Source organism: Mycobacterium sp. (genome assembly GCF_039583785.1).
Taxonomy (GTDB): Bacteria; Actinomycetota; Actinomycetes; order Mycobacteriales; family Mycobacteriaceae; genus Mycobacterium.
The window spans coordinates 1-16,296 of the sequence record NZ_JAVKSG010000012.1; the positions used below are offsets into that span (position 1 = coordinate 1).

At 66.9% G+C, this 16,296-nt stretch carries 18 protein-coding genes; 13 read left to right on the top strand and 5 right to left on the bottom strand.

Features of this window, described 5'->3' with window-relative positions:
• Nucleotides 1-118 precede the first annotated feature (118 nt).
• From proC to ABDV69_RS06630, 5 genes are all read left to right on the top strand, one after another.
• Nucleotides 119-994 (top strand): pyrroline-5-carboxylate reductase, encoded by an 876-nt coding sequence (gene proC, locus ABDV69_RS06610; protein WP_343572733.1) that lies wholly within the window; start codon nt 119-121, stop codon nt 992-994.
• Between the two features lie 139 nt (nt 995-1,133).
• On the top strand, nt 1,134-1,385 hold the full coding sequence (locus ABDV69_RS06615) for a cell division/environmental response transcriptional regulator (RefSeq protein ID WP_343572734.1): 252 nt from the start codon (nt 1,134-1,136) through the stop codon (nt 1,383-1,385).
• A gap of 324 nt (nt 1,386-1,709) precedes the next feature.
• A complete protein-coding gene (locus ABDV69_RS06620; protein WP_003402602.1) occupies nt 1,710-1,811 on the top strand; it encodes an AURKAIP1/COX24 domain-containing protein in 102 nt (33 codons plus the stop codon).
• 29 nt (nt 1,812-1,840) lie between these two features.
• Nucleotides 1,841-2,941: an SDR family oxidoreductase gene (locus ABDV69_RS06625; protein ID WP_343572736.1), complete on the top strand. Its 1,101-nt coding sequence runs from the start codon at nt 1,841-1,843 to the stop codon at nt 2,939-2,941.
• 20 nt (nt 2,942-2,961) lie between these two features.
• Complete coding sequence (locus ABDV69_RS06630; RefSeq protein WP_343572738.1) at nt 2,962-4,029, top strand: lysophospholipid acyltransferase family protein; 1,068 nt, start codon at nt 2,962-2,964, stop codon at nt 4,027-4,029.
• On the opposite strand, the gene ABDV69_RS06635 is transcribed toward ABDV69_RS06630, so the two are convergent.
• The 5 genes from ABDV69_RS06635 to ABDV69_RS06655 all read right to left on the bottom strand — a co-directional run bounded on the left by ABDV69_RS06635 (nt 4,030) and on the right by ABDV69_RS06655 (nt 8,105).
• Entirely contained in the window at nt 4,030-4,902 is an 873-nt protein-coding gene (locus ABDV69_RS06635; protein ID WP_343572739.1) for a cyclopropane mycolic acid synthase family methyltransferase, read from the bottom strand.
• Between the two features lie 35 nt (nt 4,903-4,937).
• Nucleotides 4,938-5,450 (bottom strand): MaoC family dehydratase N-terminal domain-containing protein, encoded by a 513-nt coding sequence (locus ABDV69_RS06640; protein ID WP_343572740.1) that lies wholly within the window; start codon nt 5,448-5,450, stop codon nt 4,938-4,940.
• Between the two features lie 42 nt (nt 5,451-5,492).
• The gene (locus ABDV69_RS06645; protein WP_343572796.1) at nt 5,493-6,359 is read right to left on the bottom strand and encodes an HAD-IB family hydrolase; all 867 of its coding nucleotides are present in this window, start codon (nt 6,357-6,359) and stop codon (nt 5,493-5,495) included.
• Nucleotides 6,360-6,488: 129 nt separating this feature from the next.
• Entirely contained in the window at nt 6,489-7,406 is a 918-nt protein-coding gene (locus ABDV69_RS06650; protein WP_343572741.1) for a hypothetical protein, read from the bottom strand.
• Between the two features lie 12 nt (nt 7,407-7,418).
• Nucleotides 7,419-8,105, bottom strand: a complete 687-nt coding sequence (locus ABDV69_RS06655) for a DUF5631 domain-containing protein (protein ID WP_343572797.1) — start codon at nt 8,103-8,105, stop codon at nt 7,419-7,421.
• On the opposite strand from ABDV69_RS06655, the gene ABDV69_RS06660 reads away from it, so the two are divergent.
• The 8 genes from ABDV69_RS06660 (at nt 8,035) to ABDV69_RS06695 (ending at nt 16,155) form a co-directional block, all read left to right on the top strand.
• Nucleotides 8,035-8,220 (top strand): hypothetical protein, encoded by a 186-nt coding sequence (locus tag ABDV69_RS06660; RefSeq protein WP_343572817.1) that lies wholly within the window; start codon nt 8,035-8,037, stop codon nt 8,218-8,220. The genes ABDV69_RS06655 and ABDV69_RS06660 overlap by 71 nt on opposite strands.
• 779 nt (nt 8,221-8,999) lie before the next feature.
• Nucleotides 9,000-9,221, top strand: coding sequence for a hypothetical protein (locus ABDV69_RS06665; protein ID WP_343572819.1), 222 nt, complete (start codon nt 9,000-9,002; stop codon nt 9,219-9,221).
• Between the two features lie 1,107 nt (nt 9,222-10,328).
• On the top strand, nt 10,329-10,598 hold the full coding sequence (locus tag ABDV69_RS06670; RefSeq protein ID WP_343572743.1) for a glutaredoxin family protein: 270 nt from the start codon (nt 10,329-10,331) through the stop codon (nt 10,596-10,598).
• 86 nt (nt 10,599-10,684) lie between these two features.
• On the top strand, nt 10,685-12,034 hold the full coding sequence (locus tag ABDV69_RS06675; protein ID WP_343572745.1) for a glutamyl-tRNA reductase: 1,350 nt from the start codon (nt 10,685-10,687) through the stop codon (nt 12,032-12,034).
• Nucleotides 12,035-12,047: 13 nt separating this feature from the next.
• Nucleotides 12,048-12,974, top strand: a complete 927-nt coding sequence (hemC, locus tag ABDV69_RS06680) for a hydroxymethylbilane synthase (protein WP_343572800.1) — start codon at nt 12,048-12,050, stop codon at nt 12,972-12,974.
• 34 nt (nt 12,975-13,008) lie between these two features.
• A complete protein-coding gene (locus tag ABDV69_RS06685) occupies nt 13,009-14,673 on the top strand; it encodes a uroporphyrinogen-III synthase (protein WP_343572746.1) in 1,665 nt (554 codons plus the stop codon).
• Between the two features lie 91 nt (nt 14,674-14,764).
• Nucleotides 14,765-15,736, top strand: a complete 972-nt coding sequence (hemB, locus tag ABDV69_RS06690) for a porphobilinogen synthase (protein WP_343572747.1) — start codon at nt 14,765-14,767, stop codon at nt 15,734-15,736.
• Nucleotides 15,733-16,155 carry a hypothetical protein gene (locus tag ABDV69_RS06695; protein ID WP_343572749.1) on the top strand — a complete coding sequence of 141 codons (423 nt, stop codon included), beginning with the start codon at nt 15,733-15,735 and terminating at the stop codon, nt 16,153-16,155. The genes hemB and ABDV69_RS06695 overlap by 4 nt, the downstream gene beginning before the upstream one ends.
• Nucleotides 16,156-16,296: the final 141 nt, after the last annotated feature.

Genomic DNA, 16,296 nt, shown 5'->3' on the forward strand with positions numbered 1-16,296 from the left:
AGACCACACCGTCGTGGACAGAGAAGGCCGCATCATCGTGCAGAGCCGCCAGCTGGCGATGGTGCCCGCGCCCTAGGCGCGTGGGTTCTTTGAGGGCGCGTCTGCCATGCTGAGCGACATGGCCAGAATCGCGCTCGTCGGTGGGGGAAGCATGGGCGAGGCCCTGCTGTCGGGCTTGCTGCGGGCCGGACGGCAGGTCAAAGACCTGGTGGTGGCCGAGCGGATGCCCGATCGCGCACGCTACCTGGCCGACACCTACGGCGTGCTGGCGACCTCGCTGCCCGATGCGGTGGAGAACGCGACGTTCGTCATCATCGCCGTCAAGCCCTCCGACGTGGCCGCGGTGATCGGCGAGATCGGCAAGGTCACCGCGGACGCTGCGCATGACAGCCCCGACCAGGTGCTCATCACCGTGGCGGCCGGGGTGACGACGGCCTATCTGGAATCCAAGCTGCTGGCCGGGACGCCGGTGGTGCGGGTGATGCCCAATGCGCCGGCGTTGGTCGGCGCCGGGATCAGCGCCATGGCTGCGGGCCGCTTTGCGACCCCTGAACAGCTCAAGGAGGTTGCAGCGCTGTTCGACTCGGTAGGAGCGGTGCTGACGGTCTCCGAGGAGCACATGGACGCCGTCACTGCGGTCTCGGGCTCGGGTCCGGCGTACTTCTTCTTGCTGATCGAGGCATTGGTGGATGCCGGTGTCGGGGTGGGGCTGAGTCGGGCCGTCGCGACCGAGTTGGTTGCCCAGACGGTTGCCGGTTCGGCGGCGCTGTTGCTGGACCGGATGGAGCAGGACCGCGGAACGGGTCCCGACTCGCGGCGCGACCTGTCGCTGGACACCACCGCGGCGCGGCTGCGCGCCACTGTCACCTCGCCAGGCGGCACGACCGCTGCTGCGCTGCGGGAATTGGAAAAGGGTGGTTTGCGTGCGGCCGTCGACGAGGCGGTGCGGGCCGCAAAAACACGCTCTGAGCAGCTCAGAATTACATCTGAGTAATTTATAGAATTTTATTTATTTGCCACCACCCGTCGCAATAACCACACTAGTCCCGCTATTCTCCTTGTGGGTATGCACCTGTGGGTGCCAGCGGAGGGGAAGCCGCTGGGACTGCAGGAGCCTGACTGATTGGGTTGCGATGACGTCTATGAACGGGCCATCGGCTGGCGGGAAATCGGGACGAGACACGGGTTCCGCGGACGGCCAGCAGCCCCGGACGCAATTCCTGACTGTTGCAGAGGTGGCAGCACTGATGCGGGTCAGCAAGATGACGGTCTACCGGTTGGTTCACAACGGTGAACTGCCCGCGGTCCGTGTCGGCCGGTCTTTCCGCGTGCACGCCAAGGCTGTGCACGACATGTTGGAGTCCTCGTACTTCGACGCTGGCTAGACAGTTGGGCCGCGACAGGTAAACCGTTGCGAGGACACGCCGCAAGGCGCCGCAGTGGCTCAAGTCTCGCGGCCACTCGGTCGCACCGGTGCGACGTCCGGGTCCACCGGTGCGCTTTGGTGTTCGACCTGCCCGGCCGGGTAGAGTGAGCGGGTTATTGCATATGCCCGGCCATGGCGGACTCGGGCCGCCATACCGCGCGACGACGATGCGGGACGCCCAGCGTCCCGCGGAGGAGTCGGGCAATCCAGACCGTGCGACGACGATGCGGGACGCGCAGCGTCCCGCGGAGGAGTCGGGCAATCCAGCACAGATAGCGGAGTTATGGGTTCAGTAATCAAGAAGCGGCGTAAGCGGATGTCGAAGAAGAAGCACCGTAAGCTGCTACGCCGCACGCGGGTGCAGCGCAGAAAACTCGGTAAGTAATCGCTCGCTGCCGCCGCTAGGCTGGCCAAGTGGATTCGTCGGGCGGTCAATCAGGTCCTGGCGTCGATGCCGCACACGCTCCGAAGGTTGTGCTGGTCACCGGCGCATGCCGGTTTCTAGGCGGCTATCTGACGGCGCGATTGGCGCAGAACCCGATGATCGACAGGGTCATCGCGGTCGACGCCGTCGCACCGAGCAAGGACATGCTGCGCCGGATGGGCCGCGCCGAGTTTGTCCGCGCCGACATCCGCAATCCCTTTGTCGCTAAGGTGATTCGAAACGGCGACGTCGACACGGTCGTGCACGCGGCCGCGGCGTCATTCGCGCCGCGACCCGGCGGCGGAGTGGCGCTCAAGGAAATCAACGTGCTCGGCGCGATGCAGCTGTTTGCCGCCTGCCAGAAGACGCCGTCGGTGCGCCGCGTCGTGCTGAAGTCGACGTCGGAGGTCTACGGGTCCAGCCCGCACGACCCGGTGATGTTCACCGAGGATTGCAGCAGTCGCCGTCCGTTCCGGGAAGGCTTCCCGAAGGACAGCCTCGACATCGAGGGCTACACCCGTGGGCTCGGCCGGCGTCGGCCCGACATCGCGGTGACCATTCTGCGGCTGGCGAACATGATCGGCCCGGCGATGGAGACCACGCTGTCGCGCTACCTGGCCGGACCGTTGGTCCCGACGGTGCTCGGCCGCGACGCGCGCTTGCAACTGTTACACGAGCAGGACGCGCTGGGTGCCCTGGAGCGCGCGGTGGTGGCCGGCAAACCCGGCACGTTCAACATCGGCGCCAGCGGGATCATCATGTTGTCGCAAGCGATTCGTCGTGCGGGCCGAGTTGCGCTGCCAGTACCGGCATTTGGGCTCGCGGTGCTGGATTCGCTGCGTCGCGCCAACCGCTACCAGGAGATCAATCGCGAGCAACTCGACTATCTGAGCTACGGCCGAGTGATGGACACAACGCGGATGGAACAGGAACTCGGATACCACCCCAAGTGGTCCACTGCGGAGGCTTTCGACGATTATGTTCGCGGCCGAGCTTTGACTCCCATTATCGATCCCGAGTGGGTACGCTCCATTGAAGGTCGGGCCGTAGCAGCAGTGCGGCGCTTTGGTCCCCGAGCCAAAATCAATTGACGCGAGGGGAGGTTATTCCTATGGCGGGCGATTCGAAAGCGAAAGTCATTCAGCTGCACGGTAATTCAACCCGCGCGGCGGCGCAACGGCGTGCCGGACGACGCGCCCAGGCCACTCGCCAACACCCCTCCCTGCTCACCGAGCCCGATTCCCGGACGTCGGCCGACGAGGTCGCCGCCGTCGTACGCGAAATCGACCAGCACCGTCGCGGCGCGACCAGCCGGACGGCCGTCGAACAGTCCGCCGATGAGATCGCGCAGAAGGTCAGCGCCGTCGCTGATTTCTTGCGACTGCGATTGTCCGGCGATTACCGGGTCGACGAGTTCGGCTTCGACCCGCACTTCAACGAGGCGATCGTCCGGCCTTTGCTGAGGTTCTTCTTCACGTCGTGGTTCCGGGTCGAGGTCAGCGGCATCGAGCACCTGCCCGACACCGGCGCGGGATTGGTGGTGGCCAACCACGCGGGCGTGCTCCCGTTCGACGGGCTGATGGCCTCGGTCGCCGTGCACGACGAGCACCCCGCGCACCGCGACCTGCGGCTGCTGGCCGCCGACATCGTGTTCGACCTGCCGATGGTGAGCGCGGCGGCCCGCAAGGCCGGCCACACCATGGCGTGCACCGCCGACGCGCACCGGCTGTTGGCCGCGGGCGAACTGACCGCGGTGTTCCCGGAGGGCTACAAGGGCCTGGGTAAGCGCTTCAAAGACCGTTACAAGCTGCAGCGATTCGGTCGCGGTGGCTTCGTGGCGGCCGCGCTGCGCGCCAAGGCGCCGATCATTCCGTGCTCGATCGTGGGCTCGGAGGAGATCTACCCGATGCTGACCGACGTGCGGCTGCTGGCGCGGCTGTTCGGGCTGCCGTACTTCCCGATCACGCCGCTGTTCCCGCTGGCCGGTCCCGTGGGGTTGGTGCCGCTGCCGTCAAAGTGGCACATCGCATTCGGCGAGCCGATCGACACCGCGCACTACGAGAGCGCGGACGCCGAGGACCCGATGGTCACCTTCGAGCTGACCGACCAGGTGCGCGAGACCATCCAGCAGACGCTATACCGGCTGCTGGCGGGCCGCCGCAATATGTTCTTCGGCTAATTATTCAGCCGGTTTGACCAGGGTGAACTGCGCGACGTCACAGGCGCCTTCGCGGAACAGGTTGGCGCAGCCGGTCAAATACTTCATGTAGCGCTCGTAGACCTCTTCGGACTGGATCTCGATGGCCTCGTCCTTGCGGCTTTCCAACGCCTCCGCCCAGAAGTCCAGGGTCCGCGCGTAGTGCTGCCGCAGCGGCTGGATGAGGGCGACCTCGAAACCGGCCTTGGTCGCATGATTCTGCACGATTTCCACCGTCGGCAGCCGGCCGCCGGGGAAGATCTCGTTCATCATGAATAAGGCGAACCGCGCCCTGGTCATCGTGATCTTGATGCCACGGTCTGCCAATTCTTGGTCGCTCGGAACCACGATGGTATGCAGCAGCATCGTTCCTCCGGCCGGCAGCGCATCCCACGCCATCGTGAAGAAGTCGTCGTAGCGTTCGAAGCCGAAATGCTCGAAGGCGCCGATCGAGACGATCCGGTCGACCGGCTCGTGGAACTGCTCCCAGCCGTTCAGCAACACCCGCCGCGAGCGTGGGGTGTCCAACGCGTCGAACGATTTCTGAACGTGTTCAGCCTGGTTCTTGCTCAGCGTCAGGCCGATCACGTTGACGTCGTACTTCTCGATCGCGCGGCGCAGCGTGGCCCCCCAGCCGCAGCCCACGTCGAGCAGGGTCATACCGGGCTCCAGCCCGAGTTTGCCCAGCGACAGGTCGACCTTTGCTCGCTGCGCTTCCTCGAGCGTCATGTCGTCGCGCTCGAAGTAGGCGCAGCTGTAGGTCTGGCTCGGGTCGAGGAAAAGTTGGTAGAACTCGTCGGACAGGTCGTAATGCGACTGAACGTCCTCGAAATGCGGCGTGAGGTCGGTGCTCATTGGTTGGTAATCCCCCTGGAAGGCTCGGGCTGACATTAGGCTCCGGCGCGGATAGAAGCAATTGCGGCGATTGTCGCCTCGGCATTCGCGTCGGGGTTGGACGACTCGCCGAGCATGGTGACGATGCTGGTGATGATCGGTTTGCCGTCGGCATCTGTGACTTCGCTGCGGATCTCCGCGATCACCGTGCCGTGCGACTCGATGACCGAGTCCAGGTAGGTGTCGAAGTACAACCGGTCACCGGTCTTGATCGACCGGTGAAACAAGAATTTCTGGTCGCGGTGCAGCGTCCGGGCCATGTTGATCGGGATGTCGAACTTAGTGAAGACGCTCTCCTGGACGCGGCGCCCAGCGACCGCGAGAAACGTCAGCGGTGCCACCGTGGCGTCGTAGCCGTGTTCGGCCGCGGCCTCCTCGGAGTGGTGCGCGGGGTGATCGTTGCTGACGGAGGTGGCGAACTCGCGAATCTTTTCGCGACCGACGTCGAAGTAGTCGGGGTACCGGTAGTGCGTGCCGATCAGGCCTTCGGTGCCTGCGGGCAATGACATGCGCTGCTCTCCACTCTCACGGGTGCTCAGCGGCGAAGTTTATCAGCGGGATTGCCGCCGAGATGCCACCGCAGCCAGTGCGCCACCCGCCGCGCCCAGGGCCAAAGCTGACGGTACGCCGATGCGGGCGGCCTTGCGGGCGGTCCGGAAGTCGCGGATTTCCCAGCCGCGTTTGCGGGCGTAATTACGCAAAGCGGCGTCCGGATTGATCGCGACGGCGGTGCCGACCAAGGACAGCATCGGCACGTCGTTGTAGCTGTCGGAGTAAGCGGTGCAGCGCCTGAGGTTCAGGCCCTCGCGGATGGCCAACGAGCGGACGGCGTGCGCCTTGCCCGGGCCGTGCAGGATGTCGCCGACCAGGCGGCCGGTGAAGATCCCGTTTTCGGACTCGGCGACGGTGCCCAGAGCGCCGGTCAGTCCGAGACGGCGGGCGATGGTGATCGCGAGCACGTAGGGCGTGGCGGTGACGAGCCAGACCTGCTGGCCGGCGTCGAGGTGCATCTGCGCGAGATCGCGGGTGCCTTCCCAGATCTTCTCGGCGATGATCTCGTCGAAGATCTCTTCGCCGAGCTGCATCAGCTCGGCGGTGGGTCGCCCTTCGATAAAGGCCAGTGCTTTGCGACGGCCGGCGGCGACGTCGCCGCTGTTCTCTTTGCCGAGGATCTGAAACTTGGCCTGCGCGTAAACGAATCCGAGCACGTCGCGGTAGGTGAAGTAGTTGCGGGCAGCCAAGCCGCGGCCGAAGTGAACCAGCGACGATCCCTGTACCAAGGTGTTGTCGACATCGAAGAACGCCGCTGCAGTGAGGTCGACGGGCGGATGCTCGGGGCCGGGCTCGCCGTGGGTCTGTAGGTCTGCCAGCGCCTGCTCGGCGCTGGCATTGCCGGCCGCCGTTTCTAATTGCTGCACAGCGGGGTTGGGTTCTGCTTCTGCGCCGGGTTCGACAGTGCCCGGGCCGCCGGGAGCGGTCACGGTTTCACACTATCGGTCCGCGAGGCGTTGGGTTGATCGACCGTGGCGGTGTTGTGATCGGCTGTGTTACGAGCAGCTGCCGCCGGTTCCGCCCTCGTCGTCGTTGCGCTTGCCGTCCGGCATCAGGAGACGCCGGGTGGCCACCGGTTTTCCGGCCACCCGTTTCACGATCTCGGGTGCCGCCTGAGGCCTGTTGATACGACCTTGCACGGGCGCGCCGTTGCGCACCGTCGGGGGAACGACGCGCTTGGTCTCGGCCTTGCTGTCGCCTCCGCTCGCGGCACCGTGCGCGGCACCCGGGGGCATCATCGGCATGCCGCCGCCCATCGTCCCGCGCGCCCCTGCGGCGGAGTCGGGCGCGGTTGGCGGTGTGACGGGCATCTGCGACGCGGCGGGGACCGTTGCGGGCGACGGAGTCGGCGGTGGCCCAAGGGTTCCCGCCGGGGCCGTGCCACCAGCCAGCGCTGGTCCCGCCCCGGCTCCGCCGGCGCCCAGTCCCGCGCCGCCCGCGCCCAGTGTGTCACCGAGCGCGGCGGCCGGCAGCGAGGCGCCGAGGTCAGTGCCTTGGCCTGCCGTGCCGAGGCTGCTGGTCAGCTGTGAGCTGATCTGCGCGACCTGTTGCATGGCTTGGTTGAGCGGTTGGGACAGTCCGCTGAACAGGCCGCTGACGGTTTGCATGACCTGCTGAGGCATTTGCTGGACCGTACCCGTCAGCGACTCGAGCTGCTTGCTCGACTCCTCTTCGTTTGCAGGGAATTTCGTCAATGCGTCACTGGCCTGCTGGCCACGCTGGGCATGCTGCGCGGCCGCATCGGCCGCATCGGCCGGGTCGCCGGCGTTGCCGGCGAGGCCCAACGTCGCCAGCAGCTGACTCATCAGCGAGCTTCCCGACGCGATTTGGTCGGGAGTCAACGGCGGTGGCGGTGGCATGCCATACGCCTCTGCGAGCTGGCTGAGAACGATCTGTAACTGCTGCGGATTCATCGAATCTTCTTCCTAAGGAACGTGATTCAATGCCTGGAACCAGGCGAAGTGGTAGTTGGCGCCGATCGGATCCTTCGCGGCCAACGCGTCGATTGCAGCCAGCAGTTGCCAATTCGACACAGCAGCGGCGTCCACGTCGTCAGGGTAGGAGCCGATCACGTCCTCGCGCAGTTTGGCGAGATGGGCATCAAGGAACTGGATTTCGACGTCGATCAGACCGGTGTGGGCGAACGCGGCTCTGGCAATGGTGTGCGCCATTTGTGGCAACCCAGCACGGTAATTGGTGGCCTGGCCAAGCTCCCACCCTAGATCGTCGACCGCGGGAACGTGCCGGGGCCGCAACGACGTCGGCATGGGCTCGGCTTGGTCGTCGGGCTCCGGAAGGTAGTGCAAGGGGCTGTAGCCGGCTGAGGTCTCGACCTGACCCAGCAATGCTTCGATGTCGCCGCGACGGTCGCCCGGTTCGAGCAGCGTAGCGACGGATGGAATCAGGATGCGCGGCGGAATCCAGCCGCTCGCAAGGTCGGTCGTCAGCACTGTCCTTCCGTCCGCACGGTCTCCAGCGATCCATCGGAGCCGTGGTTCTTGGCGGGCAACGAAGTCGACTGTCCGTTGCAGACGAGCTTTGGTGGTGGCTTGGGCAGATGCGGCACCACTGGCCGCCCCGCCGGCGGTCGCCGCGACGGCCTGCTCGGCGATGCTCGCCGGTGCCGGGTGCCCGGCCGGCGTGCCGGCGGGCTGGCGGATGACCGCGGGCTGGGACAGCCCGCTCGTCCCGGTCGACGAGCCGACCGGCGCTGAAGCGGGGGAGTAGGTCGACGGGCCGGAAGGCGTAGTGACAGGACTGGAAGGCATCGTCGGCGTTGACCCGATTGGCGTGGGCGGTCGAATGTCCGCGCCATAGCTCGGCAGCGGCGCAGCGGCTGCTTGGGCCGTGGCGGGCCCAGCGAAATACGCAGCACCGGAATCTATTACCGGGCTAGTGGTGCTACTGACCGGCGGGGCGGGAGGCGGTGGAGCATCGACCGCGGGCGGGTGCGCCGCCGCCGGGACGGTCGACGCCGGGAGATCTGACATCGCCTGAGTCGGTAACTGGGGCGCAACCGGGCTCGTCACCGGCGGCACAGTGTTGAGCGCGCCAGACGCGGGTGCGCCCTGGCTTAGGGCCGGGTTCAACCCTGGCGTGAGGGCGTCGGGCTGCGGGACCGATCCCGGGGTGGACGAGCTAAAGGCGTTGGTGGGCAACCCATTCGACAAGCGGCCTGTGGGCAGTGCGGAACTCCGAACGCCAGCCCCAGTTGGCGCGGCAGGGGCCATGGGGCCGGGCGTCACGTTCTGTCCGAAATCACCGACATGATGTGGCCCGGTGAGCGGCCGTTGGCCTGCGGGGCCCGGGCTAACAGATTGGAATCCTGCGGGGGAGCCTGCGACAGCGCCATTGCCGCCAAAATCGCCGTACCGGTGCCGGTCGTCAGTTGTACCTTCCAGTGGCGGAATTGGTGAGCTATTACCCGTGCCGCCACCCAGGTGATGAGGTGGATCTCTAGGTGCCGGAGCCGCCGGGGCACCACCTTCGCCAAGGAGCCCCGTTACTTGCTGGGTGATGGTCTCTTTCGTTGGCGAGCCCAGCATCCGGGTGGTGTCGATCCCGTGCTGCTGAGCGAACTGTCGGGCATTTGTAGGCAATCCGCGCTGGTCGAGGATATTCTGTATGGCCTCGAAGACATTCTGCGTGTATGGTGCCGCAGCAGAATTTGCGTCCTGCTGGCAGTGCATGACCACGTCCACGATTTTGCCGATCTTCACCGGGGGTAAGTCTTTGGATTGCTGAATGTGGTCGATTTCTGCCTTGCCCTCGTCAGCGATCGTTTCCAAGCGGGAATTCAAGTCACTTACGCATCGGTGAGCGGCGGAATGTGATGCGCTGATCACGGCGTTCGTTGTTGCGACGTCGCGAGCCTGTTCGGCACCCCATTGGAAGGTGTCTCGAAGGTTGTCGGCAGTGATTCCCTGCTGCGTATCCGAACTGAGCGGACCCGTTAATTGCTGGCGTAACTGGTCGGAGAAGTTCTGCCAGGAAGACGATGTCGCTTGGCGTTTGGTGGCCGCGGCACTTAAGACGCCCAGATCAATTCCCGGCGTCCACCACTGGCCCACCATGAGTTGAAACCAGGGATTTCCGTTGTTTGGCGCCATTATCGGCACAACTCATGGAGCTGAGTGAATGCTGCGTCACTCTCCTTCAGAAGAGCTTCTTGTACCGGGTCCGCGTCCTTGATGCCAGCCAAATAATTCTGTGCAAGGTTAGTCAGAACAGTTGCGTAATTGCGGATTGCCGACGCTAAAGTCGGCGCCGTCGCCGGATCCACATGGTCCCGCAAGTACGATGAGCCGGCAACTAGTGATAGTCGCGCATCCGCCGCGCGTGCTTCGGCCATCACGGGGTCGTTGCTTGGCGCGGGGCGAGGGTTTCCGCCCCCCGTTTGCAACACGACACCCTTGTCTACGAGTTCGAAAGCCGCGCAAGCGCGCTGCTTCGCGTCCGCAATCTGCTGCTCGGTGTACGTCGCAGCGCCAGTGTGCGGTGCCGGCGGTGGCGACGAAGGCCGAAACCACCCGATAATCGCCAGAACCGTCGCAATCACCGCAATCGCAAGTGCCAGGTACGTCAGGCCGCGCGACTGCCCGCCGGGCGACGTGGCCTCCCAAGCCGGCGACCCCGATTGAAAGCCAGTCGGCGAAGAGCCCCGAAACCCACTGGTGCCGTGCCCATGCGAAGGCCGGCTTGGCGGATTTCCCGACATGGTCCGATGTTATCGCCGATCAATGATTCCGGTATTCGGCTTTTGTTTGCCGAACCTCGTCGGCGGATTCGCTTTTCAGCGTTTCCCCGCGCGCTATCCGCCCTGCCACACTGAGCCCATGAGCCGCCGCCAAGTCCGCCTCCTCGTCCGCGCCGGATGCGCGATCTGCGACCGCGTCCACGCGCAACTCAAAGAACTCGCCGCAGAACTCGACTTCGAACTCGAAGCCACCGACGTCGACGCCAAAGCCCAACAGGGCGACACCTCCCTGCGAGCCGAATTCGGCGACCGACTGCCAGTCGTGCTGCTCGACGGCCGCGAACACAGCTACTGGGAGCTCGACGAGCCGCGACTGCGCAGGGATCTAGCAAACCGATCGAGGGCGTAAATTTGGTGGCCTATCAGGTAACCGTCTACGGTGGACACCAGTCAATTCACCGGTGTTAGCAAGGGAGCAGGCCAGGTGATTCAGCCGTGAGCGTCCTGCTCTTCGGTGTGTCGCACCGCAGCGCGCCGGTCTCCGTCCTGGAGCAACTGAGCTCCGACGAGTCCGAGCAAATCAAGCTCGTCGACCGAATCATGCAGTCGTCGCTGGTAACCGAGGCCATGGTGCTCTCCACCTGCAACCGCGTCGAGGTCTACGCGGTCGTCGACGCCTTCCACGGCGGCCTGTCGGCCATCGGCCAGGTGCTCGCCGAGCATGCCGGCATGACGGTGCCCGACCTCACCAAGCACGCCTACGTCCGCTACAGCGAGGCCGCCGTCGAGCATCTGTTCGCGGTGGCCAGCGGCCTGGACTCGGCCGTCGTCGGCGAGCAGCAGGTGCTCGGCCAGGTCCGCCGCGCCTACGCCGCCGCCGAGACCAACCGCACCGTCGGCCGCGTCCTGCACGAGCTGGCCCAGCGCGCACTGGCGGTCGGCAAGCGGGTGCATTCCGAAACCGGCATCGACGCCGCAGGCGCATCCGTCGTCTCAGTGGCGCTCGGCATGGCCTCGAACAAGCTGGGTCACAATGGCCTGCACGGCAAGACCGCGGTCGTCGTCGGCGCCGGAGCGATGGGCGGCCTGTCGGTGGCCCACCTGACCCGGGCCGGCGTCGGCCACATCTACCTCGTCAACCGGTCGCTGCCCCGCGCGCAACGACTGGCCCGCAAGATCCGCGAGTCCGGAACCGCCGCGGAGGCATTGAGCCTGGAGAAGCTGTCCGTCGCGCTGGCCGACGCCCACGTCGTGGTCAGCTGCACCGGCGCCGTGCGTCCGGTGGTGTCGCTGGCCGACGTGCACAACGCCCTGGCCGCCAGCCGCCGCGAAGACCGGCCGCTGGTGATCTGCGACCTCGGCATGCCCCGCGACGTCGACCCGGCAGTGTCCGGGCTGCCTGGCGTCTGGGTGGTCGACATGGACCGCATCCAGCGCGAGCCGTCGGCCAAGGCCGCCGCAGCCGACGCCGAGGCCGCGCGTCACCTGGTCGCCGCCGAGGTCGCCACCTACCTGGCCGGCCAGCGGATGGCCGAGGTCACCCCGACCGTCACCGCGCTGCGCCAGCGCGCCGCCGACGTCGTGGAGGCCGAACTGTTGCGCCTGGACAACCGGCTGCCTGGCCTCGAGGCCGCGCAGAAAGACGAGGTCGCCCGCACGGTGCGCCGCGTCGTCGACAAGCTGCTGCACGCGCCGACCGTCCGCATCAAGCAGTTGGCCAGCGCACCCGGCGGCGACAGTTACGCCGAGGCGCTACGCGAGCTGTTCGAGCTCGACCAGACCGCGGTCGACGCCGTCGCCACCGCGGGCGAATGGCCTTCTTTACCAACGGATTCGGCTGAGTAGCCGGTTGGCCGACGTGATCCGGATCGGTACCCGTGGCAGCTTGCTGGCCACCACCCAGGCCAGCGGCATCCGCGATGCCTTGCTGGCCAACGGCCAGCAAGCCGAGCTGGTGATCGTCAGCACCGCGGGCGACCAGTCGCACGAACCGATCGCCGACATCGGGGTCGGGGTGTTCACCGCCGCGCTCAGGGAAGCCATCGCCGCGGGCGAGGTCGACATGGCGGTGCACTCGTACAAAGACCTGCCGACCGCACCCGACGAAAGGTTCCTGATCGCGGCCATCCCGCAGCGGGAAGACCCGCGCGACGCTCTGGTGGCCCGCGACGGGTTGGTGCTGGGAGAGCTGCCTAACGGCGCAATCGTAGGCACGTCGTCGCCGCGGCGGGCCGCGCAGCTTAGAGCACTGGGTCTCGGTTTGGAAATTCGCCCCCTACGAGGCAACCTAGACACCAGGTTGAACAGGGTAAGCAGTGGTGATCTGGACGCGATCGTGGTTGCCCGGGCGGGTCTGACCCGGCTGGGGCGTCTCGACGCCGTCACCGAGACGCTGGAGCCGGTGCAGATGTTGCCGGCACCGGCGCAAGGGGCTCTCGCCATCGAGTGCCGAGCCGGGGATTCCCGGCTCGCGACACTGCTGGCAGAGCTGGACGACGCGGACTCCCGCGCGGCCGTCACCGCCGAGCGTGCTCTGCTCGCCGAACTGGAGGCGGGTTGTTCCGCGCCGGTGGGGGCGATCGCGGAAGTGGTCGAGTCCATCGACGAGGACGGCCGCATCTTCGAGGAGCTGTCGCTACGCAGCTGCGTAGCGGCGCTGGACGGATCCGACGTGATCCGCGCGTCCGGAATCGGCAGTCCGGATCGGGCACGGGAGCTCGGGCTCTCGGTGGCCGCCGAACTGTTCGACCTGGGCGCACGGGAAGTCATGTCGAGCGCGCGATGAGGCAAGCGCGCCAACGAGGTAGGTAGGAGCGACGATGACGACGCGAGGGCGCAAGCCGAGGCCCGGCCGCATCATGTTCGTAGGTTCGGGTCCAGGTGACCCAACCCTGCTGACGACGCGGGCCGCTTCAGCACTGGCCGATGCCCCCCTGGTGTTTATTGACCCCGACGTGCCCGAGCCAGTACTGGCGCTGATCGGCAAGGACTTGCCGCCGGTCTCCGGACCCGCGCGGGCTGCGCCGTCGGACAGCGGAGCCAACGAGGGCACAGTGGGCGCCGACATCCCCGGCCAACCCGCCGCCGTGGTGTCGCTGGGACCCGACATCCGGCCCGCTTTGGGGGATCCAGGTGAGGTGGCCAAGACGCTGGTCGCCGAAGCCCGCACCGGAGCCGACGTGGTGCGGCTGGTCTCCGGCAACCCGCTGTCGGTGGACTCGGTGATCACCGAGGTGAACACCGTTGCCCGTAGCCACCTGCACTTCGAGATCGTGCCGGGCCTGGCCGCCAGCGACGCGGTGCCGACCTACGCCGGCCTGCCGCTGGGCTCCTCGCACACCGTCGCCGACGTCCGCGACCCAAATGTGGACTGGGGCGCTTTGGCCGCCGGACCGGGTCCGCTGATCCTGCAGGCCACCTCCTCGCACGTGGCCGACGCCGCCCGCACGCTGATCGAGTACGGCCTGTCCGACGCCACGCCGTGCGTGGTCACCTCGTCGGGGACCACCTGCACGCAGCGCTCGGTGGAGTCGACGCTAGGCGGACTGACCGATTCGAACCTGCTGCTCAACGCCGACGGCGCCGCACCGTCGCCGGTGATCGTCACCATCGGCAAGACGGTCGCCAACCGGGCCAAGCTGAACTGGTGGGAAAGCCGCGCGCTGTACGGCTGGACCGTGCTGGTGCCGCGCACCAAGGACCAGGCCGGCGAGATGAGCGAGCGGCTGAGGACGCACGGCGCGCTGCCGATCGAGGTGCCGACCATCGCCGTCGAGCCGCCGCGCAGCCCCGCGCAGATGGAGCGTGCGGTCAAGGGTCTGGTCGACGGGCGCTACCAGTGGGTGGTGTTCACCTCCACCAACGCAGTGCGCGCGGTGTGGGAGAAGTTCGGCGAGTTCGGACTGGACGCCCGCGCGTTCTCCGGGGTGAAGATCGCCTGCGTCGGCGAATCGACCGCCGACCGGGTCCGCGCCTTCGGGATCAGCCCCGAGCTGGTGCCCTCCGGTGAGCAGTCGTCGCTGGGTCTGCTCGATGAATTCCCGCCGTACGACAGCATTTTCGACCCGGTGAACCGGGTGCTGCTGCCGCGCGCCGACATCGCCACCGAGACGTTGGCCGAGGGGCTGCGGGAACGCGGCTGGGAGATCGAAGACGTCACCGCCTACCGGACCGTGCGGGCAGCCCCGCCGCCGGCGGCCACTCGCGAGATGATCAAGACCGGTGGTTTCGACGCGGTGTGCTTCACGTCGAGCTCGACGGTGCGCAACCTGGTGGGCATCGCCGGCAAGCCGCATGCCCGCACGATCGTCGCCTGCATCGGACCCAAGACCGCCGAGACCGCCGCCGAATTCGGTTTGCGCGTCGACGTACAGCCCGAGACCGCCGCGGTGGGTCCGCTGATCGAGGCGCTGGCCGAGCACGCCGCCCGGCTGCGCGCCGAGGGCGCGTTGCCTCCGCCGCGTAAGAAGAGCCGCAGGCGATGACTCATCGTGCGTTGACTCTGCGTCACGGGCGAAGAAGTTCGAGTAACCCCCACCCTGGACGCAGACTCAACGTGCGGTTGAGGCGTTAACGATGCGGCAGCGTCCGCGTCGGCTGCGGTCGACCCCGGCACTGCGCCGGCTGGTCGCGCAAACATCGCTTGAGCCACGGCATTTGGTGTTGCCGATGTTCGTCGCCGACGGGATAACGGACGCTCGCCCCATCCCTTCTATGCCGGGCGTCTACCAACACACCCGCGACTCGCTGCGTACAGCCGCCACCGACGCCGTGGCGGCCGGGGTGGGCGGGCTGATGCTGTTCGGTGTGCCCGGCGAGCAGGACAAGGACGCGACCGGTTCGGCCGGTTCTGACCCCGACGGCATCCTCAACGTCGCGCTGCGCGACCTCTCCAAGGATCTCGGCGACTCGACCGTGCTGATGGCCGACACCTGCCTGGACGAATTCACCGACCACGGCCACTGCGGCGTGCTCGACGAACACGGCCGGGTCGACAACGACACCACCCTGAGGCGATACGTCGAACTTGCTGTTGCACAAGCGGATTCGGGTGCACATGTGGTGGGCCCGAGCGGCATGATGGATGGCCAGGTCGCGGCCATCCGGGACGGCCTGGACGCCGCCGGTCACGCCGACGTCGTCATCCTGGCCTATGCCGCCAAATTCGCCTCGGCGTTTTACGGCCCGTTCCGGGAAGCGGTGAGCTCCAGCCTGATTGGCGACCGGCGTACCTATCAGCAGGAGCCGGGCAACGCCCGTGAAGCGTTGCGCGAAGTGCAGCTTGACCTCGACGAGGGCGCCGACATCGTGATGGTGAAGCCCGCGATGAGCTACCTGGACGTCGTCAAGGCCGCCGCTGAGATCTCACCGGTGCCGGTCGCCGCCTATCAGGTCTCGGGGGAGTACGCGATGATCGCCGCGGCCGCCGCCAACGGCTGGATCGACGACCGCGCGGCCGCGCTCGAGTCGTTGACCAGCATCCGGCGCGCCGGCGCCGACATCGTGCTCACCTACTGGGCCGCGGCGGCGGCGAACTGGTTGTCGTGACGGGTCCCGTCCCGCCGCAGTCGCCGAACCGGCCGGTTGACGTCGACACCGGCTTCTGGCTGTGGCTGGCGGCGCTCCCGCTGATGGTGATCGGCTATGCCGCCGACGTCGTCGGCTCGTCGAACGGCCACCGTGCCACGCCGCTGCTGCTGGCGTCCGTGCTGTTCACCGCGGTGCTATGCGCGATTGTCGTGACGTTCCTGATCCTGATGCGGGCCGGCTATCGCTGGGCCCGAACGACGTTGACGGGCGGGGCGATGGCCACCGTCGTCTATGTCGGCATCCGGCTCTGCACGGCGACCTGGCCGCCAATGTATGCCCTCGCGTGCGGCGCGGCCGGCATCACCGGATCGGTGCTGATCGTTGGGGGGATGTTCCTGCTGCACCGCAGCGACGCGCACGACTACTTCACCAGGTGAGCCTCGAGAAAAGGTGACGTGCCAGGCCATCCGGTGCGCGACCCGCACCTGGCACCGGGCGGGCACGCGTTCTTCGAGCAGGCCGCCCACCACCCGATCGCGCTGATCCAAAAGGCACCCGAGATCGGCGCCGGCTCCGTT